This is a genomic window from Pseudomonas sp. A39 (assembly GCF_058145955.1).
On record NZ_JBYVMD010000005.1, the window covers coordinates 64,469 to 86,054 of the forward strand.

The window sequence follows — 21,586 nt, forward strand, 5'->3', positions numbered from 1 at the left end:
TATCACTGGTCTTTCAGTTCGCGCCACATGTGGATTTTATCGAAGTAATCCACGCCCACCCGCACCGCCAGCGGTTCCAGACCGTATTGAGTGAACCCACAGCGCTGGTACAGCGCAAACGCGGCGTCATTACCGGCGGTGACGGTCAGCTGGATCACTTTCAAGCGCGGATGTCGGCGCGCTTCATCCAGGGCTGCCTCGACTAACCGCAGGCCCAGGCCTCTTTGCTGATAGGCCCCGGTCACGTACATACCGAACAGGGTCACCTTGTGCCGCGCCTTCTCGCGTGGCTCGTACGCCAGACCGACAATACCCGCCAGTTCATCGCCGTCGAAACCGCCCAACAGCCGATCCAGTGGGTTGTCGAGGCGCTTTTGCCACCAGCTCAATGGCATCGCCGCCCGCTCGGCCACGCTGGAGGTGAATGCCTGCGGATAGGCGCCGTACGCCTCCAGCATCAAGGCCCGATAAGCCTCGGCGTCGTGGGCCCCCAGTGCACGGATGATCATAGGCTTCAGGCCGTTGCGGTCAGTGACGCACGGTAAAACGGCAGGATCAGGTCGCGTGTCAACGGCGCCAAGTGCAAGCCGCCATCACCGGCAGGATCGATCCAGCGTACCTCTTCGATTTCAGCAGCGGGGGTGACCGGCACATCGATGCGTACCTGGAACAACTCAGCTTCGACGGTAAAGCCCGGCTCGTTGACCGCGGGTGCGCTGAAGTTGCCGAGGTAGAGGGCTTGGCTGGGGTCGATGCACAGGTTCAGCTCTTCGTGCAGCTCGCGGGCCAGGGCCTCGGCAGGTTGCTCGCCGGCGTCGATCTTGCCACCAGGCTGCATGAACGCTTGGGTGCCACGCTTGCGTACAAGCAATGTTTGGCCGTCGCTGCCGATCAGGAGGGCGGCGGCGATGCGGATAGTAGAGGTGCTCATGAAAGGTTCGCGGTCTCTTCGGGTACTTTGATAAAAATGGCGTATTTCGCGCCTTCCATTGCCTCGAACGCAATGAGCTTGTCCACCAGCGGCAGGTTCAGCACCTTGCCGGCGTTGAGCAGCAACATACCGTTATCGGCATTGAGGTTACGCGCCAGGACCATGCCGTCCGCCAGTTCACGGGTGGTCAGGACCTTGACGGTGGGATCGCCCAGCGTCACATCACTGAGGAACTTGGCGCAGGCCTGAATAAAATCGTCGACCAGGCTTGGGTCGTAAAGGCGCCCGGCATACTTCTGGATGTAGAGCAGCGCTTCATCACTGTTCATCTGCCGCTCAAGGATCAGGCCTTTCTGCAACTCGATGAAATCCACCGCCAGTTTCAGCAGGCGTGAACCGAACGGGATCGCCTCCTCCTTGAGGTGATCGGGAAAGCCGCTGCCGTCATAGCGTTCCTGGTGGTGACGAATGATCCGCGCCGCATCCTTCATCGGCTCCAGCGTCATCAGCAGCGACTCGCTCTGCGTCGGATAGGCGCGGTACAGATCGCGGTCAGTGCTGTGCAGCCTATCGGCCGGGGCGGTCATCATGCTGTCGGTCCAGCTGAGTTTGCCGATGTTGTAGAGCGCGGCGGCCATGGTCAGGTCGCGCGTGCTGACCTCGTCCATGGCCTGGGCGTTGCAGTACACCCGGATCAGGTCGATCAACTGGCGGTTGGTCTGCTTGTCCTTGGGCAGGCGCAAGTTGGCCAACAGCGAAAACACCTCGGTGCCCGTCACGTAGCTGCGCTTGAGTTCTTCGTAGGCCAGGTCAAGCATGTCGGCGGTCTGCTGCAGCTCACCGGTGCGCGACTCCACGCGCTTTTCAAGGGTCGCATTGAGTACCTTGAGCTGCTCGTTCTGCACCTGGGTCAGGCGCTCCAGGCGCTGATGTTCCAGGGCCTGCTGCAGGATCAGCTTCAGTTCATCGTCATTCCAGGGTTTGCCGATGTAACGGTGGATCTGGCCTTCGTTGATCGCCTTGATGATCGTCGGGAGGTCGGCATACCCGGTCAGCAGGATGCGGCTGGTGGCGGGATACACATCGTGCACCTTGGCCAACAGCGTGGCCCCGTCCATGCCCGGCATGCGCGCATCGCTCATGACCAGGTCGATGGGCTGCGCCGCCATGATTTCCAGGGCCTGGGCACCGCTGCCGGCGAGCAGCACATCGTAGGGCTGGCCGCGCAACAAACGGCGCAGGCTATTGAGGATCGACTCTTCATCGTCGACCAACAAAATGGTGGGTTTTTCGGTGGAAAGCTTCGCGAGTTGTTCATCCATGCCGACTGCGCCTTCAAATTAAACAAAATTGAGCTACATTGAGCCCTTGTCCCAAGCCGTCTTCCCTCGCTTAAGGCGTGGGGTTGATTTGACGCCAACTGGCCGTCGATATCAAGGGAGCTCGACTATGCTCTCATAGCCGCTGGCAACCCGCTCAGACGTGCAACCAGGGAAGAAGTCATTATGCAGTCGCACCTTTTGCCATCGCTGTGCGCCGTATGACCCCGGATTCAGTCAAGGCCAACCGTCGTATTCTGATCGTCGATGACACTGCCTCCATCCACCAGGACTTTCGCAAGATCCTCTGTGCCGACGCAGACGCCCAGCCCTCGCTGGACACCCTTGAGCACACCCTGTTCGGCACCCCGGCCAAAGTGCGCCAGGTGTTTGAGCTGGACTCCGCCTACCAGGGTGAGGAAGCCCTGGCCCTGGTCCACAAGGCACTCGCCGCCGGCGCTCCCTATGCCATGGCGTTCCTCGACATGCGCATGCCGCCGGGTTGGGATGGCTTGCAAACCATCGAAGCCCTCTGGAATGCCGACCCCAACCTGCAGATTGCCCTGTGCACGGCGTATTCCGACTACTCCTTCGAGGCCATCGAAGCGCGATTGAAATACAACGACCAGCTGCTGATCCTCAAAAAGCCCTTCGACAACCTGGAAATCCGCCAGATGGCCAGCGCCTTGACGTGGAAGTGGCAGCTGGCCCAGGACGTCGCGCTCAAAGTGAGCAGCCTGGAGCGCACCGTTGAAGAACGTGTGCAGGAACTGCTGAAAGTCTCGCACCTGCTGCAGTACGACGCGCTGACCGAATTGCCCAACAGTACGCTGCTGGGCGACCGGCTGACCCAGGCCATGGCCTTGGGCCGTCGGCATGACACCCAACTGGCGGTCATGTTCATCGGACTGGACCGTTTCAAGCGCATCAACAATGCCCTGGGCTATCCGGTAGGCGACGAGGTGCTGCAGCAGGTCAGCCAAAGCCTGGTGGCGGCGGTGCGTGAGTCGGACTCGGTGTTCCGCTACGGCTCCGACGCGTTCGTGATCGTGCTCAACGATATCCAGCACCCCCAGCAGACCCAGGGCGTTGCCCAGAAACTCCTCAAGGCCATCAGCGCGACTCGCCACGTCGCGGGGCATGACCTGAGCATCACGGCCAGCCTGGGCATCAGCATTTACCCCAATGACAGCGGCACCGCGGTGGAGTTGATCAAACACGCTGAAACGGCCATGCACACCAGTAAAGAGCGCGGCCCCGACAGTTTCAGCTTTTATACCGACGCCATGAACCTGCGCGCCCAGCATCAGCAAAACCTGGAAAGTGCGATCCGCCAGGCCTTGGAGCGCGATGAGTTTGTGCTGCACTACCAACCGAAGCTGGACCTGAAATCCGGGCGGATCGTAGGAGCAGAAGCCCTGATACGTTGGTTTCAACCCCGCTCAGGGTGGGTCAGCCCCGTGGATTTCATTCCCGTGGCTGAGGACAGTGGCCTGATCGTGCGCCTGACCCAATGGGTACTGCGCGAAGCCTGCCAGCAGGCACAGGCGTGGCGCGTGATGGGCCTGCCCTCGCTGTGCATCTCGGTGAATATCTCGGCGATTGACTTCCGCCAGCGGGATTTTGTCGACAACCTGGCCGCGATCCTGAAGCAAAGCGGCCTGCCGCCCGACCGACTGGAGTTGGAGATCACCGAAAGCGTGTTGATGCAAAATGTCGACGACACCGTTGAGAGGCTGAACAAGATCAAAGCCATGGGCGTACGCCTGGCCCTGGATGATTTCGGCACCGGTTACTCCAGCCTCAGCTACCTGCGACGCTTCCCCATTGACGTGCTGAAAATCGATCAGTCTTTTGTGCAAGGCCTGAATGTGAATAACCAAGACGAACAGTTGATCAGCGCTATCATCGGCATGGGCAAGAGCCTGCGGTTGAGCATCATCGCCGAAGGGGTGGAGACGCTGGAGCAACTGAAGTTCCTGCAAACCCAGCAATGTGAAGAAGGCCAAGGCCATCTGTTCAGTAAGGCTGTACCTTCAAAGGATTTCGCCCAGTTACTGCAAGTGGGCTCCGCGCCCCTGATGCCCGATCAATAGCCGAACGCAAGGAGTGCTCGTTTGAGCGCAGTCTCAACTACTCGAATTGGCCTGATGTTCACGTGTTGGCTGGTCACGGCAGCGCCCTTGATGGCCGCCCCGTTGGACGAGCCGCTCAAGCCGTTGCCGGCGGCGCCGACCCTGGACCCGGCCAAAGTCGAACTGGGCCGCCAGCTGTTCAACGAGCCGCGGCTGTCGGCCAATAACACCTTGTCCTGCGCCAGTTGCCATCGACTGGACATCGGCGGTGCCGATGACAAACCGTTCTCCATTGGCTTCGATGGCCACCCGGTGGAGATCAACACGCCCACGGTGTTTAACGCCAGCCAGAATTTCAAGCAGTTCTGGAACGGCCGGGTGGACACGCTGGAAGCGCAGATCGAACAAGTGGTCATCAGCCCGGTGGAGATGGGCAGCGACTGGAAAACCGTGGTGCAGAACCTGTCCGCCCTGCCCGCTTACCAGGCCGCTTTCAGCCAGTCGTACCCCGACGGCGTCACCGCCGCCAACGTGCAAAATGCGCTGGCCACTTATGAGCGAACGCTGCTGACCCCCAACTCGCGGTTCGACCAATACCTGTTGGGCAATACCGATATCCTCACGATCCAGGAAAAGTACGGCTACCAGCGCTTCAAGGAGTACGGCTGTATCGCCTGCCACCAGGGCATCAATATCGGCGGCAATATGTTCCAGAAGTTCGGCGTGATGGGGGACTACTTCAAGGCGCGCGGCAACCCGGTCGAATCGGACCTGGGGCGCTACCTGCTGACCCAGGACGAGGAAGATCGCCATGTGTTCAAAGTGCCCAGCCTGCGCAACGTGGCGGTCACCGCGCCGTATTTTCACGACGCGTCGGCCAAAACACTGGAAGAAGCGGTGGATGTGATGTTCATCTACCAACTGGGCCGCACGCCCTCCGCCGAAGACAAGGCGCTGATCGTGCAGTTTCTCAAGACCCTGACCGGCGAATGGGCAGGCAAGCCGCTATGAGCCAACTCTCATGACCCTTTCTCGCCGCCTTACCAGCCAGTTTCTCCTCAGCCTGATGACGCTGCTGCTGGCCTCGATCCTGGTGTTTCTGTACGTGAAGTCGTCCCGCGATCAGACGGCCACTTACACCCAGTCCCGCGAACTGATCCGCCAACTGCAGCAACTCAATGCGCAATGGGACAGCGAGGTGCTCAAGGCCAGGATCGCCGTCACGCACAACTACGACCCTCTGGTTACCCCCCTGCGGGAAATGACGCGGCTGTGGGCAGTTCTGCAGAGTCACCCCACCTATCACGCCCCAGAAGACCTGTCCCGCTGGCAAGCCACCCTGGAGGGTTACCAGGCGGCGATCCAGGAAAAAGCCCGGTTGGTGGATCAGTTCAAATCCCACAACGCGGTGCTGCGCAACTCCCTGGCCTTCTTGCCGACCGCCGAAGACGATATCCAGGCCCAGTTCAGCCGTTATGACGAGGACGGCAGGCGGCAATTGCAAAGCGTCGCCACCGACACCTACGACCTGCTGCTCAGCAGCCTGGAGTTCGCCCAGGTCACCAGCGACGAGCGTGCCGCCGATATCCTGGTGGGCCTGGGCAAGCTGGCGGTGAACAAGGAACAGTTGCCAACCGAGTTCCAGGCACCGGTTGAGATCCTGAGCAAGCACATCGAGCTGATTTTGCGCGAACAACCGCTGGTCAATAATTTGCTCGAACGGATTGCAGCCATTCCCGTGGCCGACCGCCTGGATGAGCTGACCAATTACCTCAACCAGGATCAACAGACGGCCGACCTCGTCGACCAGAAGTACCACCGTTACCTGCTGGTGTTCGCCACCCTGCTGGTGGTTTTGCTGCTGTACCTGGCCGTGCGCCTGTTGCGCAGCTTTGCCGAGATCAACCGCGTCAATCGGGCCTTGCAGGCCGCCAATGAAACCCTGGAGCAACGCGTGGAGCGGCGCACGCAGCAGCTCAAGGATGCCCAGAGTGAGTTACTCGACAGCGCCCGTCAGGCCGGCATGGCGGAGATCGCTACCAACGTGCTGCACAACGTCGGCAACGTGCTTAACAGCGTGAACATTTCCGCCGACATGGTTGCGCGCAAATTACGCAGCAGCAAGGCCCAGGGCCTGGGCAAGGCCATGCAGTTGATCAACGAACACCAGGGGGACCTGGGTACCTTCCTGACTCAGGATGAAAAGGGTAAGTTGCTGCCCGGCTACCTGAACCAACTGGTGGAGGCGATTGCCGTCGAGCAGCAAGGCATGACCGACGAACTGGCGCAACTGAGCAAAAGCGTCGACCACATCAAGGACATCGTCTCCACCCAGCAATCCTATGCCGGGGCGTCAACGCTGCTGGAGCCGGTGCATATCAGCGTGTTGATGGAAGATGCCTTGCGGATGAATGCTGGTGCGCTGAGCCGCCACAATGTGACAGTGGTCAAGCACTACGCCCAGGTGCCGGAAATCCTGGCAGACAAACACCGGTTGCTGTTGATCATGGTCAACCTGATCAGCAACGCCAAATATGCCATGTCCAACCTCAGCGACCGGCCACGGCAGATGACCCTCAGGGTCGAGCAGAGGGATGACGATACCCTGCAGATCAGCGTGAAGGACGATGGCGAAGGCATACCGGCCGAAAACATGACCCGCATCTTTACCCACGGTTTTACCACCCGCAAGGAAGGCCACGGCTTTGGCCTGCACAGCTGCGCCCTGGCCGCTGTGGAGATGAATGGCCAGCTCACCGCCCACAGCGACGGGCCGGGCCGGGGCGCGGTATTTACCTTGACCATTCCTCTGACCCTTGCCGGAAGTCCCGCATGAACAAGCCCCCTAACCGACGCATCCTGCTGATTGATGACACGCCGTCGATTCACGACGACTTCCGCAAGATCCTGATGCCCGTGGTTGATTCCAACCAAGTGCTGGATGAGATGGAGTCAGCACTGTTTGGCGCTACGGTCAAAGCCAAGGCTCCGGTCTTCGAGCTGCACTCAGCTTACGGCGGAGAAGAAGGCCTGCAATTACTCATCTCGGCGATGGCACAGCAGCAGCCCTATGCCCTGGCGTTCGTCGACATGCGTATGCCCCAGGGCTGGGACGGTGCAAAAACGATAGAGGAACTCTGGAAAGTCGCCCCCGACCTGCAGGTGGTGGTGTGCACCGCGTACTCGGACTATTCCTGGGAAGACCTGCTGGACCGCCTGAATGGCCATGATCGCTTGCTGATCCTGAAAAAACCGTTCGATAACATTGAAGTCCAGCAAATGGCCAATACCCTGGCCAATAAATGGGACATGGCCCGTCGCGCCACGCTGCAAACCACTCACCTGGAGCAGTTGGTGGAACAACGCACCCAGGCGCTGCAACTGGAAATCGACGAACGCAAGCACCTGGAAAGCCAACTGGTGCAGTCGGAAAAACTCGCTTCGCTTGGCCAACTCGCGGCGGGTGTGGCCCATGAAATCAACAACCCGGTGGGTTTTATCTCATCCAACCTCAGCACCCTGGACAGCTACTTCAACCAGCTGCAACAGATGCTCGATGCCTATCAAAGCGCCGAAGAACTGATTGCCCCGCAAGAACCGCGCGATCAACTCAAAGTCCTGCGAACCGGCCTGGAGCTGGATTTTCTCAAGGAAGACATTCCGATTCTTATCCGGGAGTCCAAGGAAGGCATCGGCCGCGTGGTGCAGATCGTCAAGGACCTGAAGAACTTCTCCCGTGTCGACAACGACCAGACCTGGCAATTCGCGAACCTGCAACAGGGCATCGATTCGACGCTGAACATCGTCGCCAGTGAACTCAAGTACAAGGCCGATGTGGTCAAACACTACAACCCACTGCCGGAAATCGAATGCCTGGCCTCGCAGCTCAACCAGGTGGTGATGAACCTGGTGATCAACGCCGCACAAGCCATGGGGCCGGAACGCGGCATCATTACCATCAGCAACGGTGTGGAAGGCGAGAATATCTGGCTGGAAGTGGCGGACAACGGCTGTGGGATTACACCCGAAACCGTGCAGAAGATCTTCGACCCGTTCTTTACCACCAAGCCGGTGGGCGAAGGCACCGGGCTGGGGTTGTCACTCTCCTACGGCATCATCAAGAAACACCATGGCAACATCTCCGTCAGCAGCGAGGTGGGCAAGGGAACGACCTTTCGGGTGGTGTTGCCGATACGGCAAACGGCGGCGTAGGGCTGTATAGAGAGGGTTAAACAACCCCACGAAACGATCAGCATTAAAAACCCGGCTATTTGCCGGGTTTTTAATGCACCAAGTACAACATCATGCGCAATGCGCAACTTTTTCGACTTCCTTGTAAATCTGAGCACCCTTGGTGATTTCCGCTGTGCGCAGATCATAGGCAGTCTGCAGGTTCAGCCAGAATTGCGCGGATGTTTCAAAGGCAGCAGCCAAACGTAACGCGACATCCGCGCTGATGCTGCGGCGCATCAATACGATGTCATTGACCGTAGGCGCGGAAACATGCAGCGCCCTTGCGAGAGCAGCGGCGGTAAGGCCCAGCGGTTCTAAGTACTCTTCCTTGAGAATTTCCCCAGGGTGTACGGGACGCATGCCATTCTTAAACATGATTCACCTCAGTGGTAATCCACAATTTCAACGTTTTCCGGACCATTTGGCCCCCAGATGAAACAGATTCGGAATTGACCATTGATTCGTATGCTATGTTGCCCCTCGCGGTCACCATATAGCTGTTCCAATCGGTTTCCCGGCGGCGAACGCAGGTCGGTGAGTTCAACCGCAGCATCCAGCATGCCCAACTTTCGTTCCGCCACTGAAAGGATGGCTGACCAACGACGCGTTCGACCGGTTTCAAAAAGGGTTCTGGTATCAGCGCATTTAAAGCTTCTTATCATCTTTTAATGCTTAACGTTATGCGTTAACGACTAACTCTACATTGGTTTTCGGGATATTCAACTGGCAGTTGAATAGCCACTGAGGGGTTGCGACGAGCGGTCGACAATAGTCAAAAAAAGCCGCTCCGGGAGCGGCAGCGGCCTTTGAGGTGAAAGGTGAGTCCCTCACTCCTCAGCTTTCTTCGCACCGGAGCCAAACGATGCAAACCGCTTGTTGAAACCGGCAATCCGGCCTTCAACCTGAGTCTTGCGCTGCTGGCCGGTGTAGATCGGGTGCGAGGCGCTGGAGACGTCCAGCGGGATGTACGGGTAGGTGTTGCCGTCGCTATGTACATGGGTGCGGTCGCTGTCAGCGGTGGAGCCGATCAGGAAGAACACGTCGGCGGCGGTGTCGTGGAACAACACGGTACGGTAGTCGGGATGGATACCAGCTTTCATAAGGCCTCCTGGGCGTCTGGGTGGATTCAATGTGTTATACAATAACGCAAATAATGCACCCAAACGAGAACCGATTGCAATAAGGACAAGCCCCAGCTCAATGCCCTTATCGGTTGTCCCGGCTTTCCCTACAGGCGCAGAATGGCGGATCGACCTGTAGCGTTGAACCTGAGGAAAAAACCGTATGAGCCTGTCGTTACTGAGCCGTTACGCCTTCTTTGCCGTGTGCGTCATTTTCACCCTCGCCAGCCTCCCTTTTATCCATCATGAATGGCTATGGCCGATCACCCTGGTCACCGGCGTGTTGAGCCTGATTGGCATTTTCGACCTGCTGCAAAGCCCCCACGCCGTGCGCCGCAATTACCCGATCCTGGGCAATATCCGTTACCTGGTGGAAGCCATTCGCCCGGAAATCCGCCAATACCTGCTTGAGTCCGACAGCGATGCCCTGCCCTTCTCGCGGTCCCAGCGCTCGCTGGTGTATTCGCGCGCCAAGAACGAAACAGCGGACAAACCCTTCGGCACCCTGATCGACGTGTACCAGTCGGGCTTCGAATTCATCGGCCACTCCATGCGTCCCGCGCCCCTGAGCGACCCCAACGCGTTTCGCGTGATGGTCGGCGGCCCACAGTGCACGCAGCCCTACTCGGCGTCGGTGTTCAACATCTCGGCGATGAGTTTTGGCTCGTTGAGCGCCAACGCCATCCGCGCGCTCAATCAGGGTGCCAAGCTGGGTAACTTTGCCCACGACACCGGTGAAGGCAGCATCAGCCCTTACCACCGCGAACACGGCGGCGACCTGACCTGGGAACTGGGCAGCGGCTACTTCGGCTGCCGCACCAGCGACGGCCGCTTCGACCCGGAACGCTTCGCCGTGCAGGCACAAAACCCACAAGTGCGCATGATCGAAATCAAGATGAGCCAGGGCGCCAAGCCCGGCCATGGCGGGATCCTGCCCAAGCACAAAGTCACCCGGGAAATTGCCGACACCCGCGGCATCATGATGGGCGAGGATTGCATCTCGCCGTCGCGCCACAGCGCATTTTCCACGCCGATCGAACTGATGCAGTTCATCGCCCAACTGCGTGAACTCTCCGGTGGTAAACCGGTGGGTTTCAAGTTCTGCCTCGGCCACCCGTGGGAATTCATGGGCATCGCCAAGGCCATGCTCGACACCGGTATCCTCCCGGACTTTATCGTGGTCGACGGCAAGGAAGGCGGCACCGGCGCCGCGCCCGTGGAGTTCACCGACCATATCGGCGTGCCGCTGCGTGAGGGCCTGCTGTTCGTGCACAACACCCTGGTGGGCCTGAACCTGCGCGACAAGATCAAGCTCGGCGCCAGTGGCAAAATCGTCAGTGCATTCGATATCGCCAGCGTCTTGGCCATCGGCGCCGACTGGGCCAACTCGGCGCGCGGTTTCATGTTTGCCATCGGCTGTATTCAGTCGCAAAGCTGTCACACCAATAAATGCCCCACCGGCGTCGCCACCCAAGACCCACTGCGTCAGCGCGCCCTGGTGGTGCCGGATAAGGCCCAGCGGGTGTTCAACTTCCACCGCAACACGCTCAAGGCGCTGGCGGAAATGCTCGCGGCGGCCGGCCTGGATCATCCGTCACAGCTGTCGGCCAAGCACTTGGTGCGGCGCATGTCGGCGACTGAGATCAAGCTGTTCTCGCAGTTGCATGTGTTCCTCAAGCCGGGCGAGTTGCTGACGGGCGAGGTGAACGGCGAGTTTTATTCGCGCATGTGGCAGATGGCGCGAGCGGACAGTTTTGAGCCGCATGAAGTGGCGGCAGCGTAAGGGAGCGATACCGTGTTGAAAGTCATCGCCGAAGATTTCATCAAGCCCGAACACGTGGACACCGTGCGCCCGTGGTACGCCGAACTGGTGGAGAAAACCCGCCAGGAACCCCTGTGTATCGCCTACGACCTGTATGTCGATCAAAAAGACCCCGGACACTTTATCTTTATCGAGCAGTGGCCCGACCAGGACGCACTGGATACCCATTGCCAGACCGAACACTTCACGCGGCTGGTACCGAAAATCAATGAGTACCAGGCAAAGCCCTGCCGTGTACTGCTGATGGATGCTTTCTAGGCCGCTCGTATTGCGTGCAAGCCGGCAGCGCCCATGGCGTATTCGCCGGCTACCACGCTGTGTGAGTGATCATGGATATCTAGAGACATTCAGTAATATCCCGGCTTTGCAATTGCTTACAAATACCGCCAACCTGCGCCCGCCCGACGTGCGGCGTGCGACATCCCTGCCACGCGCCTGTCATTACTAAACTATTTGTTCAAGAGCCCGCTGCCATGCTGAACGGACGCGACCCGCGCATCGATTTTTTTCGGGGCCTGGCGTTGATCTTCATTTTCTGGGATCACGTCCCCCACAATCCCCTTGGCCAGATTACCCTGCGCAATATCGGCTTCAGCGACGCGGCTGAAGTCTTCGTGTTTCTTGCTGGCTACGCGTCCGTGCTGGCCTACGGCAAGGTCCTGCAGCGCGAAGGCTACTGGATGGCCTGCTTGAAGATCCTGCGGCGCACGTGGGTGCTGTACGTGGTGCATATCTTTTTGCTGGCGATGCTGATGGGTATCGTGTTCTTCGCCAACAGCCATGTGGAAACCCGCGACCTGGTAGAGGAGATGGGCCTGACGCATTTCGTCACACACCCGCAGCAAGCCCTGGTGGATGAATTGCTGCTGCGCTTCAAGCCGAACCTGATGGACCCGTTGCCGCTGTATATCGTGCTGCTGGCCGGCCTGCCGTTGGTGCTGCCGTTGCTCCTGCGCAAGACCTGGGCGGTGGTCGCGGTATCGATGGCGGTTTACCTGCTGGCGCCGCACCTGGGGTGGAACCTGGCGGCGATCGCAGACGGTGTGTGGTACTTCAACCCGGTCACCTGGCAGTTCCTGTTCATACTGGGCGGTGCGGCGGCCATTCACGGGCAAACGCCACGGGCGCAGGATGATCGCCCCCTGCTACGCCAGCCGCTGTTCGTCACCGCAGCGGTCTATTCGCTGGTGGCCTGCGTGATCACGATTGCCTGGCGCTGGCCCGACGTACATGACGCGTTGATGCCTTCCGCACTCAGCGAGCTGCTCTACCCGATCAGCAAGACCGACCTGTCGCCGGTCCGTTTACTGCACTTCCTGGCCCTGGCCTATGTCACCGCCAAACTGTTGCCGGGGCGTGCCTGGACGCAAAACTGGCTGGCACGGCAAACCTGCCGGATGGGGCGCTATTCGCTGGAAGTGTTCTGCCTGGGCGTGTTGCTGGCGCCGCTGGCTGACATGGTCAACGCCCTGGCTGGCGATGCCTTCACCATGCAGGTTTTCACCGCCCTGGCCGGCGCTGCGCTGATGGCGACGCTGGCCGCGTGGCTGGAGTTCAACAAGCGCCTGAACACGCCCATGAAGTCCGCAACCCAGGTACATAGTTAACCCCAGGCGCCAAAGGCGCCATGGTCCCCTTGGCCTTCCACCCATTGTGAAAGGCCCCAACACATGCCCACCCACCAACTGCTCAACGGCTTATCCGGCAACCTGCAATCCAGCACAGCCTGGGCCCGGCAACAATCCCTCGAACTGATTCAGCACACTGTCGCGCAGGCCATGCAAGGCCTGACGCCGCCAGAGCAAACTCGTTACCTCAAACTGCAACGCGAAGCCCTGGCTGCCGTCAACGCCGTCGAAGCCAAAAAAAACCGCCTGATCCAGGCCTTCAAAGTCGAGGGCTTGGCTGAGCTGCGCGAGAAGATCGGCGGGCGTGATCCGGAAAACTACCGCCTCTACACCATCTACCTGGAAAAACGCGAACAACCCTTTCCCTGGGAGCCCCGCGTCACTGAACCGCCGTATCGCCCTCGCCGCGCCCTGGATGAATGGCAGTACATCGAGCACACCAAAAGCATGACCCTGTGGGAAGCCGCCTGCCTGAACTTCGGGTTCACCAGCTCGATCATTCAGGCCTCGGGTTATAGCCTGGCAGAAGCCAGTGAGATCATCGGCGGCAACGACGACCGGAGCCTGCCGGTCAAAGACTTCATCGCCGTAGCCCGCAAGCTGAACCTCGGGGGGCGATTGCGGGCGCTCATCAACCCGACGTTAAGCAGCGACGGCACGCTGCGAAACCTGATCAAGGCCTCCTCCAAGGCGCTGCTGCTGTTCGACTTGCTCGACGCCTGGCGCAACCGCGCCGTCACCGGCTTGACCCGCCCGATGTATGACACGCTGCACGCCGCCCTCAACGGCGATGGCCCGCAACCGCCTTTCGACATGCTAAGCCTGACGTCCAGTCGCACGCCCATCCTCCCCAAGCCGCACACCGCCTGGCACAGCGCAATGCCCATCCCCTTACTGCTGATCAATGTGGCCAGCCTCGGGGTGTTGTCGTATTTCCCTTTTCGCCCAGGCGGCGCGCTGCGCTATCACGTTGACGCGCAGGCGGCCGAAAACGCCTGGCGCGAGCAACTCAATGCCAGCCACCAGCAACAAGACCTGGGTTGGTTGTCGCGACAACTGCCGCTGATTGGCCTGGCGACCTTTAAATCGCTGCTGCGCCAAGAGCCGCGTCCCAAGGACATGAATTGGCTGACTGGATTGCTGTATGACGGTTTTCACAAAGCCTTCCCGCAGCGGACCCTCGACAGCGTGCGCTTCTCGACAGCCATGCGCCCGGATCGCCCGTTGACGCTGGTCGAAGCGTTCACTCACCAGCAGATTCAACGCTTCCAGGCCGACCTGGACACCCTGGCGACCCCGCGTTCCGAAGCCGACTGGCAGGCCCTCACGGACGCCGTGGCCGCGATTGCCGGCGAAGTCCTGCAACTGCTGCTGACACCACTGCCCGGCGGCGTGACCGGGCTGAACCGCATGATGCAACTGGCCGTCATGGGCAGCCTGACCTACAGCGTCGGCCAAGGCCTGAGTGAAGCGATCCAGGGTGATGCAAGTGGTTTCGCCAGCGCCATGGCGGATGTCGCCGACCTGGCCGTCAGCGGCCGACTGATCTCCACTGCCGGCAGGCTGCACCGCCAGCGCATGCTCGGCTACCTGAACCGGCTGGGCAACCCACGCAAAGTCACGCGCCCGGACGGCGTCGAAGCACTCTGGAAACCCGACGCGCAACCGTACGCGGTGGCCAACCAGGCCCTGCTTAACGGCAAAACCCCGGACGCCCTGGGGGTCTTTTCCGTCAAGGGCAAACGCTACGTCAAACTGCGCCACGACGACCAGGCACTGGTGGTGGAAGTGCGGCACGACTCGCAGAGCATGCGTTACGTGCTCAAACACGCAAACGCTGACACCTATAACCCACCGATCATTTTCGAACCCGCCTGGCAGGCCTGGAAGTTCGACCTGCATAACGCCCACACGCTGTCCGACATCAAATTGCTGCAGCGCATGCTGCCCAACGGCTCTTCCCATGCACCCGTGGCCGACCTGGAGCACATGCTCAAGAGCACCGCCACACCGCGCGCCACCCTGGACCGGGTCTGGGCCGGACACAGCGCACCGCTGAACCTGATCGAAGGGGTCAGGCGCCTGCAAGCCGACCGGGTTATCCAGCAAATCATCGACCACTTCGACCAGCCGGGGTACATGCCCCCGCACGGCGACAGCACGGTGTTTTGCCTGCTGACGCAATTGGCGGGCTGGCCGGTCGACGCGCTGTTGAGCATCCGTGAGGAAGCCGGCGAAGTGATTGAAATTTATAGCAAACCTGAACACGCGCCGACCAGGCCTCACCTGATCAGCCTGACACGTCGTGAGGACGGCAGCTACCTGGCCACCGATGGCCAGCAGGTATCGCCCGGTTCCGCCGACACGTTGCTGTTACTCATCCTCCAGCTGCAACCCAGTGGTTCGACCCTGGGCCAGGAGACTCGCCACAACCGTTCGCCGGACCAACGGGTCGTCGCCATTCGTGAGCAGGTCGTGGCCCTCGCTCGGCAGGAGCGGATGACGCTGTTCAGTGCCGTGGTCGACTTTTCGGGTTACGAAAAAGGCGAGCGACTTCCTCCTGCCGATGTGCGACGGTTCCTGCCGTTCATGGCATCGCCTCCCTTGGTGGCCGTCACGCCGCTGCTGAAAAAAATGCGCGACCTGAACCGGCCGCTGTCGCCCGCCCACCTTGAGCAACTGCTCACGGCTAACCCACTCACGCCACGCCAGCATCAGGCTTTTCTTGACGCCGGCACCTTGCCGACGGCGTTTGCCGAATGGTTGGATCACCACCGCACGGCGCTGCGTATCGACGCCGCAATAGACGGGCTGTACCACCCACGCGCGCACAATGACGACATTGACCAATGGGCCCGGGAGTTTGCCTCGGCCTTGGTGCGCAACACGCTTAAACGGCCTTTCGTGATCACCGAAGTGGTCGCCGGTGACATCGCCACCCCTTACCTGTCCAGCGGCTCGGACGACCCGACCGTGGAACTGCGCCATTACGGCCGTGGGCGCTATGAAGCGTACGACCTGCGTAACGGCGGAACGATTCCGGTATCTCCCGACAACGAGAGTTTCTACCTGGCCATCGGTTCGGTGCTGCAACCCCATGAGCGCCAGCTACTGGGTATGAACAGCGCCAGCGATAGCCAAGGCCTGCGTAACACGCTGGGGGATTACATGAGCAACCAGCGCAATACCGAAGGGTTTGTCAGCCTGGTCAATGGCTCGTTGGTGCAATACGAACAACGCCTGGACCTGCCACCGGACCTGGCGCCCACCGCCAACGGCATTTTCGTACTCGACGGGCGCCACTACCTGCCGTTGCTGGATGCGCTCTACCGGATTGCCTTCGACAAAAAGCGCCTCAAATGGCGGCTGCACCACCCGACGAAAATCGGCGTCGATACCCCCACCCTTGAACACAACGGCGAAGGCACCTGGCGCCTGTCGAGCGAAAACCCGATGACCTGGGACGACCATCGCCTGCTCTATCGGCTGGGTAACCACGCGTACGCCTTCACACGGGACATGGCCGCTAAAATCCTGGCCCTGACCGACACCTCCGCGCCGCTGTTGCGCCAAGTCCACCGCAATGGTCGCGCCGTACCGCCGCTGCTGGCAGACACCTGCAAACGCTTGAAGATCGAACAGGAAATCCACCGCTTCATCGAGGCCATGCGCGCCGAGCCGACCTCGCGCAGCGCCCAGCCGCACTTGCAGATGTTGGTGATATCGAGCCTGCCGGACTGGCCATCGAGCCACGTGCTGCAGATCGTCGATCGCCAGAACCGGGTGCTGCAACAATACCCGGTCAGCCAGGCACCCGATGCCCAGGCCGTGAAGGTCACCGAGCACGATTACAAAGACGCCAAACTGCTGGAAGTGCTGAGTCAAAACGACGCCATCACCCAAGGCCTGCTCGGTGAATTACCCGCGTCCCACGACGAACGCCTGTTCAAGCTGGTTAAGAAAATCGTCGAATTTGCCCAACGCGAAAAAGCCGACATCTTCAATTCGCTCTACGCCCAGAGCGAGACCACCGGCAACCTGCGCGATAAACGCTTCAAAGCCAAGTTCCCGGAACTACCCACCCCGCTGGTCAAGGCCATACTCGAACACGCCAGCCCGCGTGAACTCAGGCAACTTCGCGACAAGCACCAAGTGAGCCTGCGGCTTGCCGAACAGGTGCGCCTGTCCAGCCATGACCTGCGTTTGAACCGGGCTTATGAAGGGCTCTACCTGAGCGCCTGGACCCACCCCGACAGCGACAAAATCACCCTGCACCTGCTCAAATCCCTGCCCACCTGGCCTAAGGGGCTGCGTATCGATATCCACGAAGGTGACTCGCGCGGGCGCCTGCTGGAAAGCGCCGGGCACTTGGACGGTTCGGTGCGCCGGGTACTCGCTCGCACCCAACGCGGCTATCAAGGCTACGCGGCGGACGGCGCACACCTGGGTGCCCCATCGCCCGCGCTGCTGGACGTCATCGTCAAGACACTGTCCGACAGCGAAAAAGTCGCGCTGGGGGGCGTGGGCGAACCGGGTATTGCTGACTTACGCGAACAAATCGCCGCCCTTGCCCTGGAACGTCGGGTCGAAATCAAACGTCTGCTGGACCTGCCTCACGTGCAACCCTGGATGGTGCCGCCGCTGGGCGTGAATCGAACGTTCCTGGCCTACCCGCTGTGGAGTGAGCTGTGGCCCTTCGGCGGTAATCGCCCGCCCGACCTGATGTCCAGGGTCCAGCAGGTCTACCCGCGTTTTTCCAACGACGACGCTCGGCGCTTCATTCGTTCACTGAACCTCAGCGAACCCGCCGCGCTGATTGAACTGGATCGGCGCCAGGCCGAAATCCAAGCATTGCCGACCGAGCTGCAACGCTGGTCCGATGCGACCTACAGCCAAGATGACAGCCTGGAAAGCGACAGTGATAGCGACAGTGACAGGCAATCCTGGAGCAACCTCACAACACGACGCGCACTCGCCCTACGCCTGTGCGAAGCCGCCCGACGGGAAAACCCTCAGCGCTTCATTTTCGGGTTATTTCACCTGTCCTCGTTGACCCTGCAACTGGACGCCATCAATACATTGCCGACCCTGAGCATCGATTCGCGCACGTTTGAACACATCGAACACCTGCACCTCGCAGGCGATATTTTCCCCGCCCAAGGGGATGCCTTCCTGCGCCATTTCAGCGAGCTGCGCGCGTTGAAAATCGACTGTGACCTGAGCGAACTGCCCAGCGCAATCAGCGATATGGCCCACCTCACCCACCTGGACCTGGCAGACAACCGTATCGTGCTGACAGCCGCCTCCGCCGAACGCCTGAGCAGGCTGGTCAATCTGCGCGAGCTGAACATGAGCGATAACCCGCTGGGGGTGGTTCCGGACTTCGCCGCACTGACCGAGCTGAAAACCCTGAACCTGCGCAACACCGGCTTGACTCAGTGGCCACACAGCGCGTGGGCATTGCCCAACCTCAGCCTGTTGCACCTGGAGGAGAACCACATCACCACCCTTCCCGAGAGTCTCTTCAGCAGCCCACAGGCCCTGGAACGTCAACGGCGTACGCTGTTGCATGACAACCCACTGACCCTCGAGACACGCCAGCGGCTCGCCCGGTACGGCGCCGAAACCCGGGTCAACCTGCGCGGCGCGAGGCCCGGAATCGTGCACCTGCCGGGTCCGTCCAAGGACTTCAATAACTGGCTGTCGGGCGTACACGCCAATAAACATGAGAGCCTGCGATTTCTCTGGGACGCGTTGCGCGAGCACGAAGGGGCAAGCCCCGACGACACCTTCAGGGTGCTGAGGGACTTGACCCAGTCATACGATTATCGACAGGGCGGGCGGATCAGGGCCGGCCTGACTCAGCGGGTGTGGACGCTGTTGCTTGCCATGGGCAACTCGAACCACCTGTGCGAGACAATCTTCCTCAACACTTACGCCGCAGGCACCTGCGGTGACGGCGCGATTTTGACGTTCAGCAATATGGAGCTCATGCACCGGGCGCACCAGGCCAAGTCTCAACAGGGAAGCCATCAAAGGGACAAAGACTTGCTGGTGCTGGCGCAAGGCAGTTACCTGATCGAACAGCTCGACCAGTTTTCCGAGGACCTCATCGCTCGCCTGGAAACGCCGGAAGAACCGCTGGATGCGGCCGAAGTCACGCTGTTTTTCAGGGTCAGGCTCACCGAAGAATTCAGCCTGCCGGTACACCCCGAACAGATGCTGTATGCCATTGACGAACGCGTGACCGAACAGCACGTGCAGGAAGCCCGCGACCACCTGAATGCCTTGCGCAGCACACCGGCGCTACAGGACTCGATACTGGAGCGCGAATTCTGGATCGAATACCTGGCACTCAGCTACCCGGAGCCGTTCCTGACGGTCCGGGATGCATCCAAGCTCAAGCAGCAGGAACTGGATCAGCAGGTGCAGAACAAACGCTCCGACGAATACCTGGAACGACGCCAGTCACTGATAGAGCGAGAAAAACTGGAGCAATACCGCCTGGTCCGGCAATTGACCGAAGCGGCGCAGTTGGCCCAAAGGGTCCACTGACCGCTCCGGCGATAGGGCCTATCGGGCGGGCACGGTGGCTTGCGTCGGCTGCAACTTGAACACGTAGAACAGCACCGTCAGCATTACCAGGAACGCCGGCCCGACATAGAGCGCCACGCGCGTGTCGGGGAAGTACGCCATCAGGCCCACCACCAGCACCAGGAACGCCAGGGCCAGGTAGGAACTGAGCGGGTACAGCCACATGCGGTACTTGAGCCCGTCACGTTCGGCCGGGCTCAAGCCACGACGGAACCTGAGCTGGGCCAGCAGGATCATCGCCCAGGTCCAGATCGCGCCGAAGGTGGCAATGGAAGTGACCCAGACGAAGACCTTCTCCGGCACCAGATAGTTGAGCAGCACGCCCAACAGCAAGGCAAAGATCGATAACAGCAGGGCCTTGCGCGGCACGCCATTGCTCGAGGTGGTGCCGAAGGTGGCCGGGGCCTGGCCGTTCTGCGCCAGGCTGTAAAGCATGCGCCCGGTACTGAAGATGCCGCCGTTGCACGAGGACAGTGCCGCCGTGATCACCACGAAGTTGATGATGCCGGCCGCCGTCTTGATGCCCAAGCGTTCGAAGGTCATCACAAAGGGGCTGCCCTGGGTGCCGATTTCGTTCCACGGGTAGATCGACAAAATCACAAACAGCGCGCCGACGTAGAACAACAGAATGCGCCAGAACACCGAGCCGATGGCGCTGGGGATGGTCTTCTGCGGGTTCTTCGCTTCACCGGCGGTGAGGCCGATCATCTCCACGCCCAGGTAGGCGAACATCACCATTTGCAGCGACATCAGTACGCCTGTCACGCCGTTGGGCATGAAGCCGCCGTGGGCCCACAAGTTGGAAATGCCCAATGCCACGCCGTCATTGCCGAAACCGAACGCAATGATGCCGACACCGCCGATCACCATGGCAATGATGGTGACGATCTTGATCAGTGCGAACCAGAACTCGAACTCGCCGAACGCCTTGACCGCGATGAGGTTGATGGTGCCCATGCTGATCAGGGCCGCCAGGGCCCAGATCCAACGCGGCGTGTCGGGGAACCAGACGCCCATGTACACCGCGACGGCAGTGATTTCCGCCACGCAAGTCACCAGCCACAGGAACCAATAATTCCAGCCGGTCAGAAAGCCCGCCAACGGGCCCAGGTAGTCTTGTGCATAGCGGCTGAAGGAGCCGGCGACCGGATTGTGCACGGCCATCTCGCCGAGGGCGCGCATGATCACCAGGATCGCCAGACCGCCGATGATGTAGGACAGCATGATCGCCGGGCCGGCCATTTCAATGGCCTTGGCCGAACCCAGGAACAGGCCGACACCGATACAGGCGCCGAGGGCCATCAGGCGGATATGCCGTTCGCCCAATTCGCGTTTGAGCGGGCCGCCCTGAGCGGTCTCGCCATGGGGCAGGGAGTTGCCAACTGGCATAAGGGTACAACCTCGTCTTGTTATTGGATGAACCACCGAACTTGCCGCCGTAAGACCGATAGGTCCGGGGCGACTTTGATCGGGCCTGAGGGGTAAACAGGCCCGTCCTGCAGGATCGGTGGGGCATGCAGTATAAAAACCCGAACGCGGGGCCTTTCACTCTATAAACGACTAAATTCAGCGATTAGTCTGGGCGAATGCACTTTCTACGAGAAAGCATGACCTGTGTTCAGACGTTTTCCAGGTGTTGCGAGGCGGGCGAGTATTGCACAGCCGCCGTGCAGCGTCATGCCCCTCGCCTGATCGGACGGGCCTGGCAAAAGGCTCTATTTCAGCCTGTTCAGCCCATCACACCGCCAACACCGAACTCGGCCACGGTTTGAGGCGCACCGTGCCGATAGCGCTTCAAGCGCAGGCCCTTCACGATCAGCAATCCTCGATTGCCAGGACGGCAATGACACCGAAGGGACATCC

The 21,586-nt window shown here is 60.4% G+C and carries 15 protein-coding genes; 8 read left to right on the plus strand and 7 right to left on the minus strand.

Translation table 11 applies throughout. The features are described 5' to 3' along the window. Window positions 1–2 precede the first annotated feature (2 nt). Genes AC3ZU9_RS05400 through nosR form a run of 3 tightly spaced genes read right to left on the minus strand, consistent with a single transcriptional unit; the run spans window position 3 to window position 2,253 of the window. A complete protein-coding gene (locus AC3ZU9_RS05400) occupies window positions 3–509 on the minus strand; it encodes a GNAT family N-acetyltransferase (protein WP_093542016.1) in 507 nt (168 codons plus the stop codon). Window positions 510–514: 5 nt separating this feature from the next. Next, on the minus strand, window positions 515–931 hold the full coding sequence (locus AC3ZU9_RS05405; RefSeq protein WP_012722455.1) for an NUDIX hydrolase: 417 nt from the start codon (window positions 929–931) through the stop codon (window positions 515–517). Beyond that, window positions 928–2,253: a response regulator c-di-GMP phosphodiesterase, NosR family gene (nosR, locus tag AC3ZU9_RS05410; RefSeq protein ID WP_102061659.1), complete on the minus strand. Its 1,326-nt coding sequence runs from the start codon at window positions 2,251–2,253 to the stop codon at window positions 928–930. The genes AC3ZU9_RS05405 and nosR overlap by 4 nt, the downstream gene beginning before the upstream one ends. 218 nt (window positions 2,254–2,471) lie before the next feature. Here nosR and AC3ZU9_RS05415 point away from each other — a divergent pair, with 218 nt between their 5' ends. From AC3ZU9_RS05415 to AC3ZU9_RS05430, 4 genes are read left to right on the plus strand one after another with little or no spacing between them, the layout of a single operon-like run. After that, on the plus strand, window positions 2,472–4,346 hold the full coding sequence (locus tag AC3ZU9_RS05415; protein ID WP_122809921.1) for a putative bifunctional diguanylate cyclase/phosphodiesterase: 1,875 nt from the start codon (window positions 2,472–2,474) through the stop codon (window positions 4,344–4,346). 54 nt (window positions 4,347–4,400) lie between these two features. Further along, complete coding sequence (locus tag AC3ZU9_RS05420; RefSeq protein ID WP_122809922.1) at window positions 4,401–5,336, plus strand: cytochrome-c peroxidase; 936 nt, start codon at window positions 4,401–4,403, stop codon at window positions 5,334–5,336. Between the two features lie 10 nt (window positions 5,337–5,346). Then, the gene (locus tag AC3ZU9_RS05425) at window positions 5,347–7,161 is read left to right on the plus strand and encodes a DAHL domain-containing protein (protein ID WP_490090395.1); all 1,815 of its coding nucleotides are present in this window, start codon (window positions 5,347–5,349) and stop codon (window positions 7,159–7,161) included. Next, the gene (locus AC3ZU9_RS05430; RefSeq protein WP_490090396.1) at window positions 7,158–8,537 is read left to right on the plus strand and encodes an ATP-binding protein; all 1,380 of its coding nucleotides are present in this window, start codon (window positions 7,158–7,160) and stop codon (window positions 8,535–8,537) included. Before AC3ZU9_RS05425 ends, AC3ZU9_RS05430 begins: the two co-directional genes overlap by 4 nt. Before the next feature lie 90 nt (window positions 8,538–8,627). Here AC3ZU9_RS05430 and AC3ZU9_RS05435 read toward each other — a convergent pair whose 3' ends face one another. The 3 genes from AC3ZU9_RS05435 to AC3ZU9_RS05445 form a co-directional block, all read right to left on the minus strand. Then, the gene (locus AC3ZU9_RS05435; protein ID WP_012722449.1) at window positions 8,628–8,933 is read right to left on the minus strand and encodes a HigA family addiction module antitoxin; all 306 of its coding nucleotides are present in this window, start codon (window positions 8,931–8,933) and stop codon (window positions 8,628–8,630) included. Between the two features lie 8 nt (window positions 8,934–8,941). Further along, window positions 8,942–9,220, minus strand: a complete 279-nt coding sequence (locus AC3ZU9_RS05440) for a type II toxin-antitoxin system RelE/ParE family toxin (protein WP_490090397.1) — start codon at window positions 9,218–9,220, stop codon at window positions 8,942–8,944. Window positions 9,221–9,385: 165 nt separating this feature from the next. Next, window positions 9,386–9,658 (minus strand): type B 50S ribosomal protein L31, encoded by a 273-nt coding sequence (locus AC3ZU9_RS05445; RefSeq protein WP_012722447.1) that lies wholly within the window; start codon window positions 9,656–9,658, stop codon window positions 9,386–9,388. Between the two features lie 184 nt (window positions 9,659–9,842). Here AC3ZU9_RS05445 and AC3ZU9_RS05450 point away from each other — a divergent pair, with 184 nt between their 5' ends. The 4 genes from AC3ZU9_RS05450 to AC3ZU9_RS05465 all read left to right on the plus strand — a co-directional run bounded on the left by AC3ZU9_RS05450 (window position 9,843) and on the right by AC3ZU9_RS05465 (window position 19,684). Beyond that, window positions 9,843–11,462 carry an FMN-binding glutamate synthase family protein gene (locus tag AC3ZU9_RS05450; RefSeq protein WP_012722446.1) on the plus strand — a complete coding sequence of 540 codons (1,620 nt, stop codon included), beginning with the start codon at window positions 9,843–9,845 and terminating at the stop codon, window positions 11,460–11,462. A gap of 12 nt (window positions 11,463–11,474) precedes the next feature. Continuing rightward, window positions 11,475–11,759: a putative quinol monooxygenase gene (locus AC3ZU9_RS05455; protein ID WP_102061654.1), complete on the plus strand. Its 285-nt coding sequence runs from the start codon at window positions 11,475–11,477 to the stop codon at window positions 11,757–11,759. Between the two features lie 215 nt (window positions 11,760–11,974). After that, a complete protein-coding gene (locus AC3ZU9_RS05460) occupies window positions 11,975–13,108 on the plus strand; it encodes an OpgC family protein (protein ID WP_043204851.1) in 1,134 nt (377 codons plus the stop codon). 63 nt (window positions 13,109–13,171) lie between these two features. Next, on the plus strand, window positions 13,172–19,684 hold the full coding sequence (locus AC3ZU9_RS05465) for an NEL-type E3 ubiquitin ligase domain-containing protein (RefSeq protein ID WP_490090398.1): 6,513 nt from the start codon (window positions 13,172–13,174) through the stop codon (window positions 19,682–19,684). A gap of 18 nt (window positions 19,685–19,702) precedes the next feature. Here AC3ZU9_RS05465 and AC3ZU9_RS05470 read toward each other — a convergent pair whose 3' ends face one another. Then, window positions 19,703–21,112 carry an amino acid permease gene (locus AC3ZU9_RS05470; protein ID WP_012722443.1) on the minus strand — a complete coding sequence of 470 codons (1,410 nt, stop codon included), beginning with the start codon at window positions 21,110–21,112 and terminating at the stop codon, window positions 19,703–19,705. Between the last annotated feature and the right edge of the window lie 474 nt (window positions 21,113–21,586).

Bases quoted from the DNA above. Each gene is read 5' to 3' on its own strand.
- AC3ZU9_RS05420 (WP_122809922.1), top strand. From the start codon at position 4,401: ATGTTCACGTGTTGGCTGGTCACGGCAGCGCCCTTGATGGCCGCCCCG.
- AC3ZU9_RS05435 (WP_012722449.1), bottom strand. From the start codon at position 8,933: ATGTTTAAGAATGGCATGCGTCCCGTACACCCTGGGGAAATTCTCAAG.
- AC3ZU9_RS05470 (WP_012722443.1), bottom strand. From the start codon at position 21,112: ATGCCAGTTGGCAACTCCCTGCCCCATGGCGAGACCGCTCAGGGCGGC.
- AC3ZU9_RS05425 (WP_490090395.1), top strand. From the start codon at position 5,347: ATGACCCTTTCTCGCCGCCTTACCAGCCAGTTTCTCCTCAGCCTGATG.
- AC3ZU9_RS05405 (WP_012722455.1), bottom strand. From the start codon at position 931: ATGAGCACCTCTACTATCCGCATCGCCGCCGCCCTCCTGATCGGCAGC.
- nosR (WP_102061659.1), bottom strand. From the start codon at position 2,253: ATGGATGAACAACTCGCGAAGCTTTCCACCGAAAAACCCACCATTTTG.
- AC3ZU9_RS05415 (WP_122809921.1), top strand. From the start codon at position 2,472: ATGACCCCGGATTCAGTCAAGGCCAACCGTCGTATTCTGATCGTCGAT.
- AC3ZU9_RS05440 (WP_490090397.1), bottom strand. From the start codon at position 9,220: ATGATAAGAAGCTTTAAATGCGCTGATACCAGAACCCTTTTTGAAACC.
- AC3ZU9_RS05430 (WP_490090396.1), top strand. From the start codon at position 7,158: ATGAACAAGCCCCCTAACCGACGCATCCTGCTGATTGATGACACGCCG.
- AC3ZU9_RS05460 (WP_043204851.1), top strand. From the start codon at position 11,975: ATGCTGAACGGACGCGACCCGCGCATCGATTTTTTTCGGGGCCTGGCG.
- AC3ZU9_RS05465 (WP_490090398.1), top strand. From the start codon at position 13,172: ATGCCCACCCACCAACTGCTCAACGGCTTATCCGGCAACCTGCAATCC.
- AC3ZU9_RS05450 (WP_012722446.1), top strand. From the start codon at position 9,843: ATGAGCCTGTCGTTACTGAGCCGTTACGCCTTCTTTGCCGTGTGCGTC.
- AC3ZU9_RS05400 (WP_093542016.1), bottom strand. From the start codon at position 509: ATGATCATCCGTGCACTGGGGGCCCACGACGCCGAGGCTTATCGGGCC.
- AC3ZU9_RS05445 (WP_012722447.1), bottom strand. From the start codon at position 9,658: ATGAAAGCTGGTATCCATCCCGACTACCGTACCGTGTTGTTCCACGAC.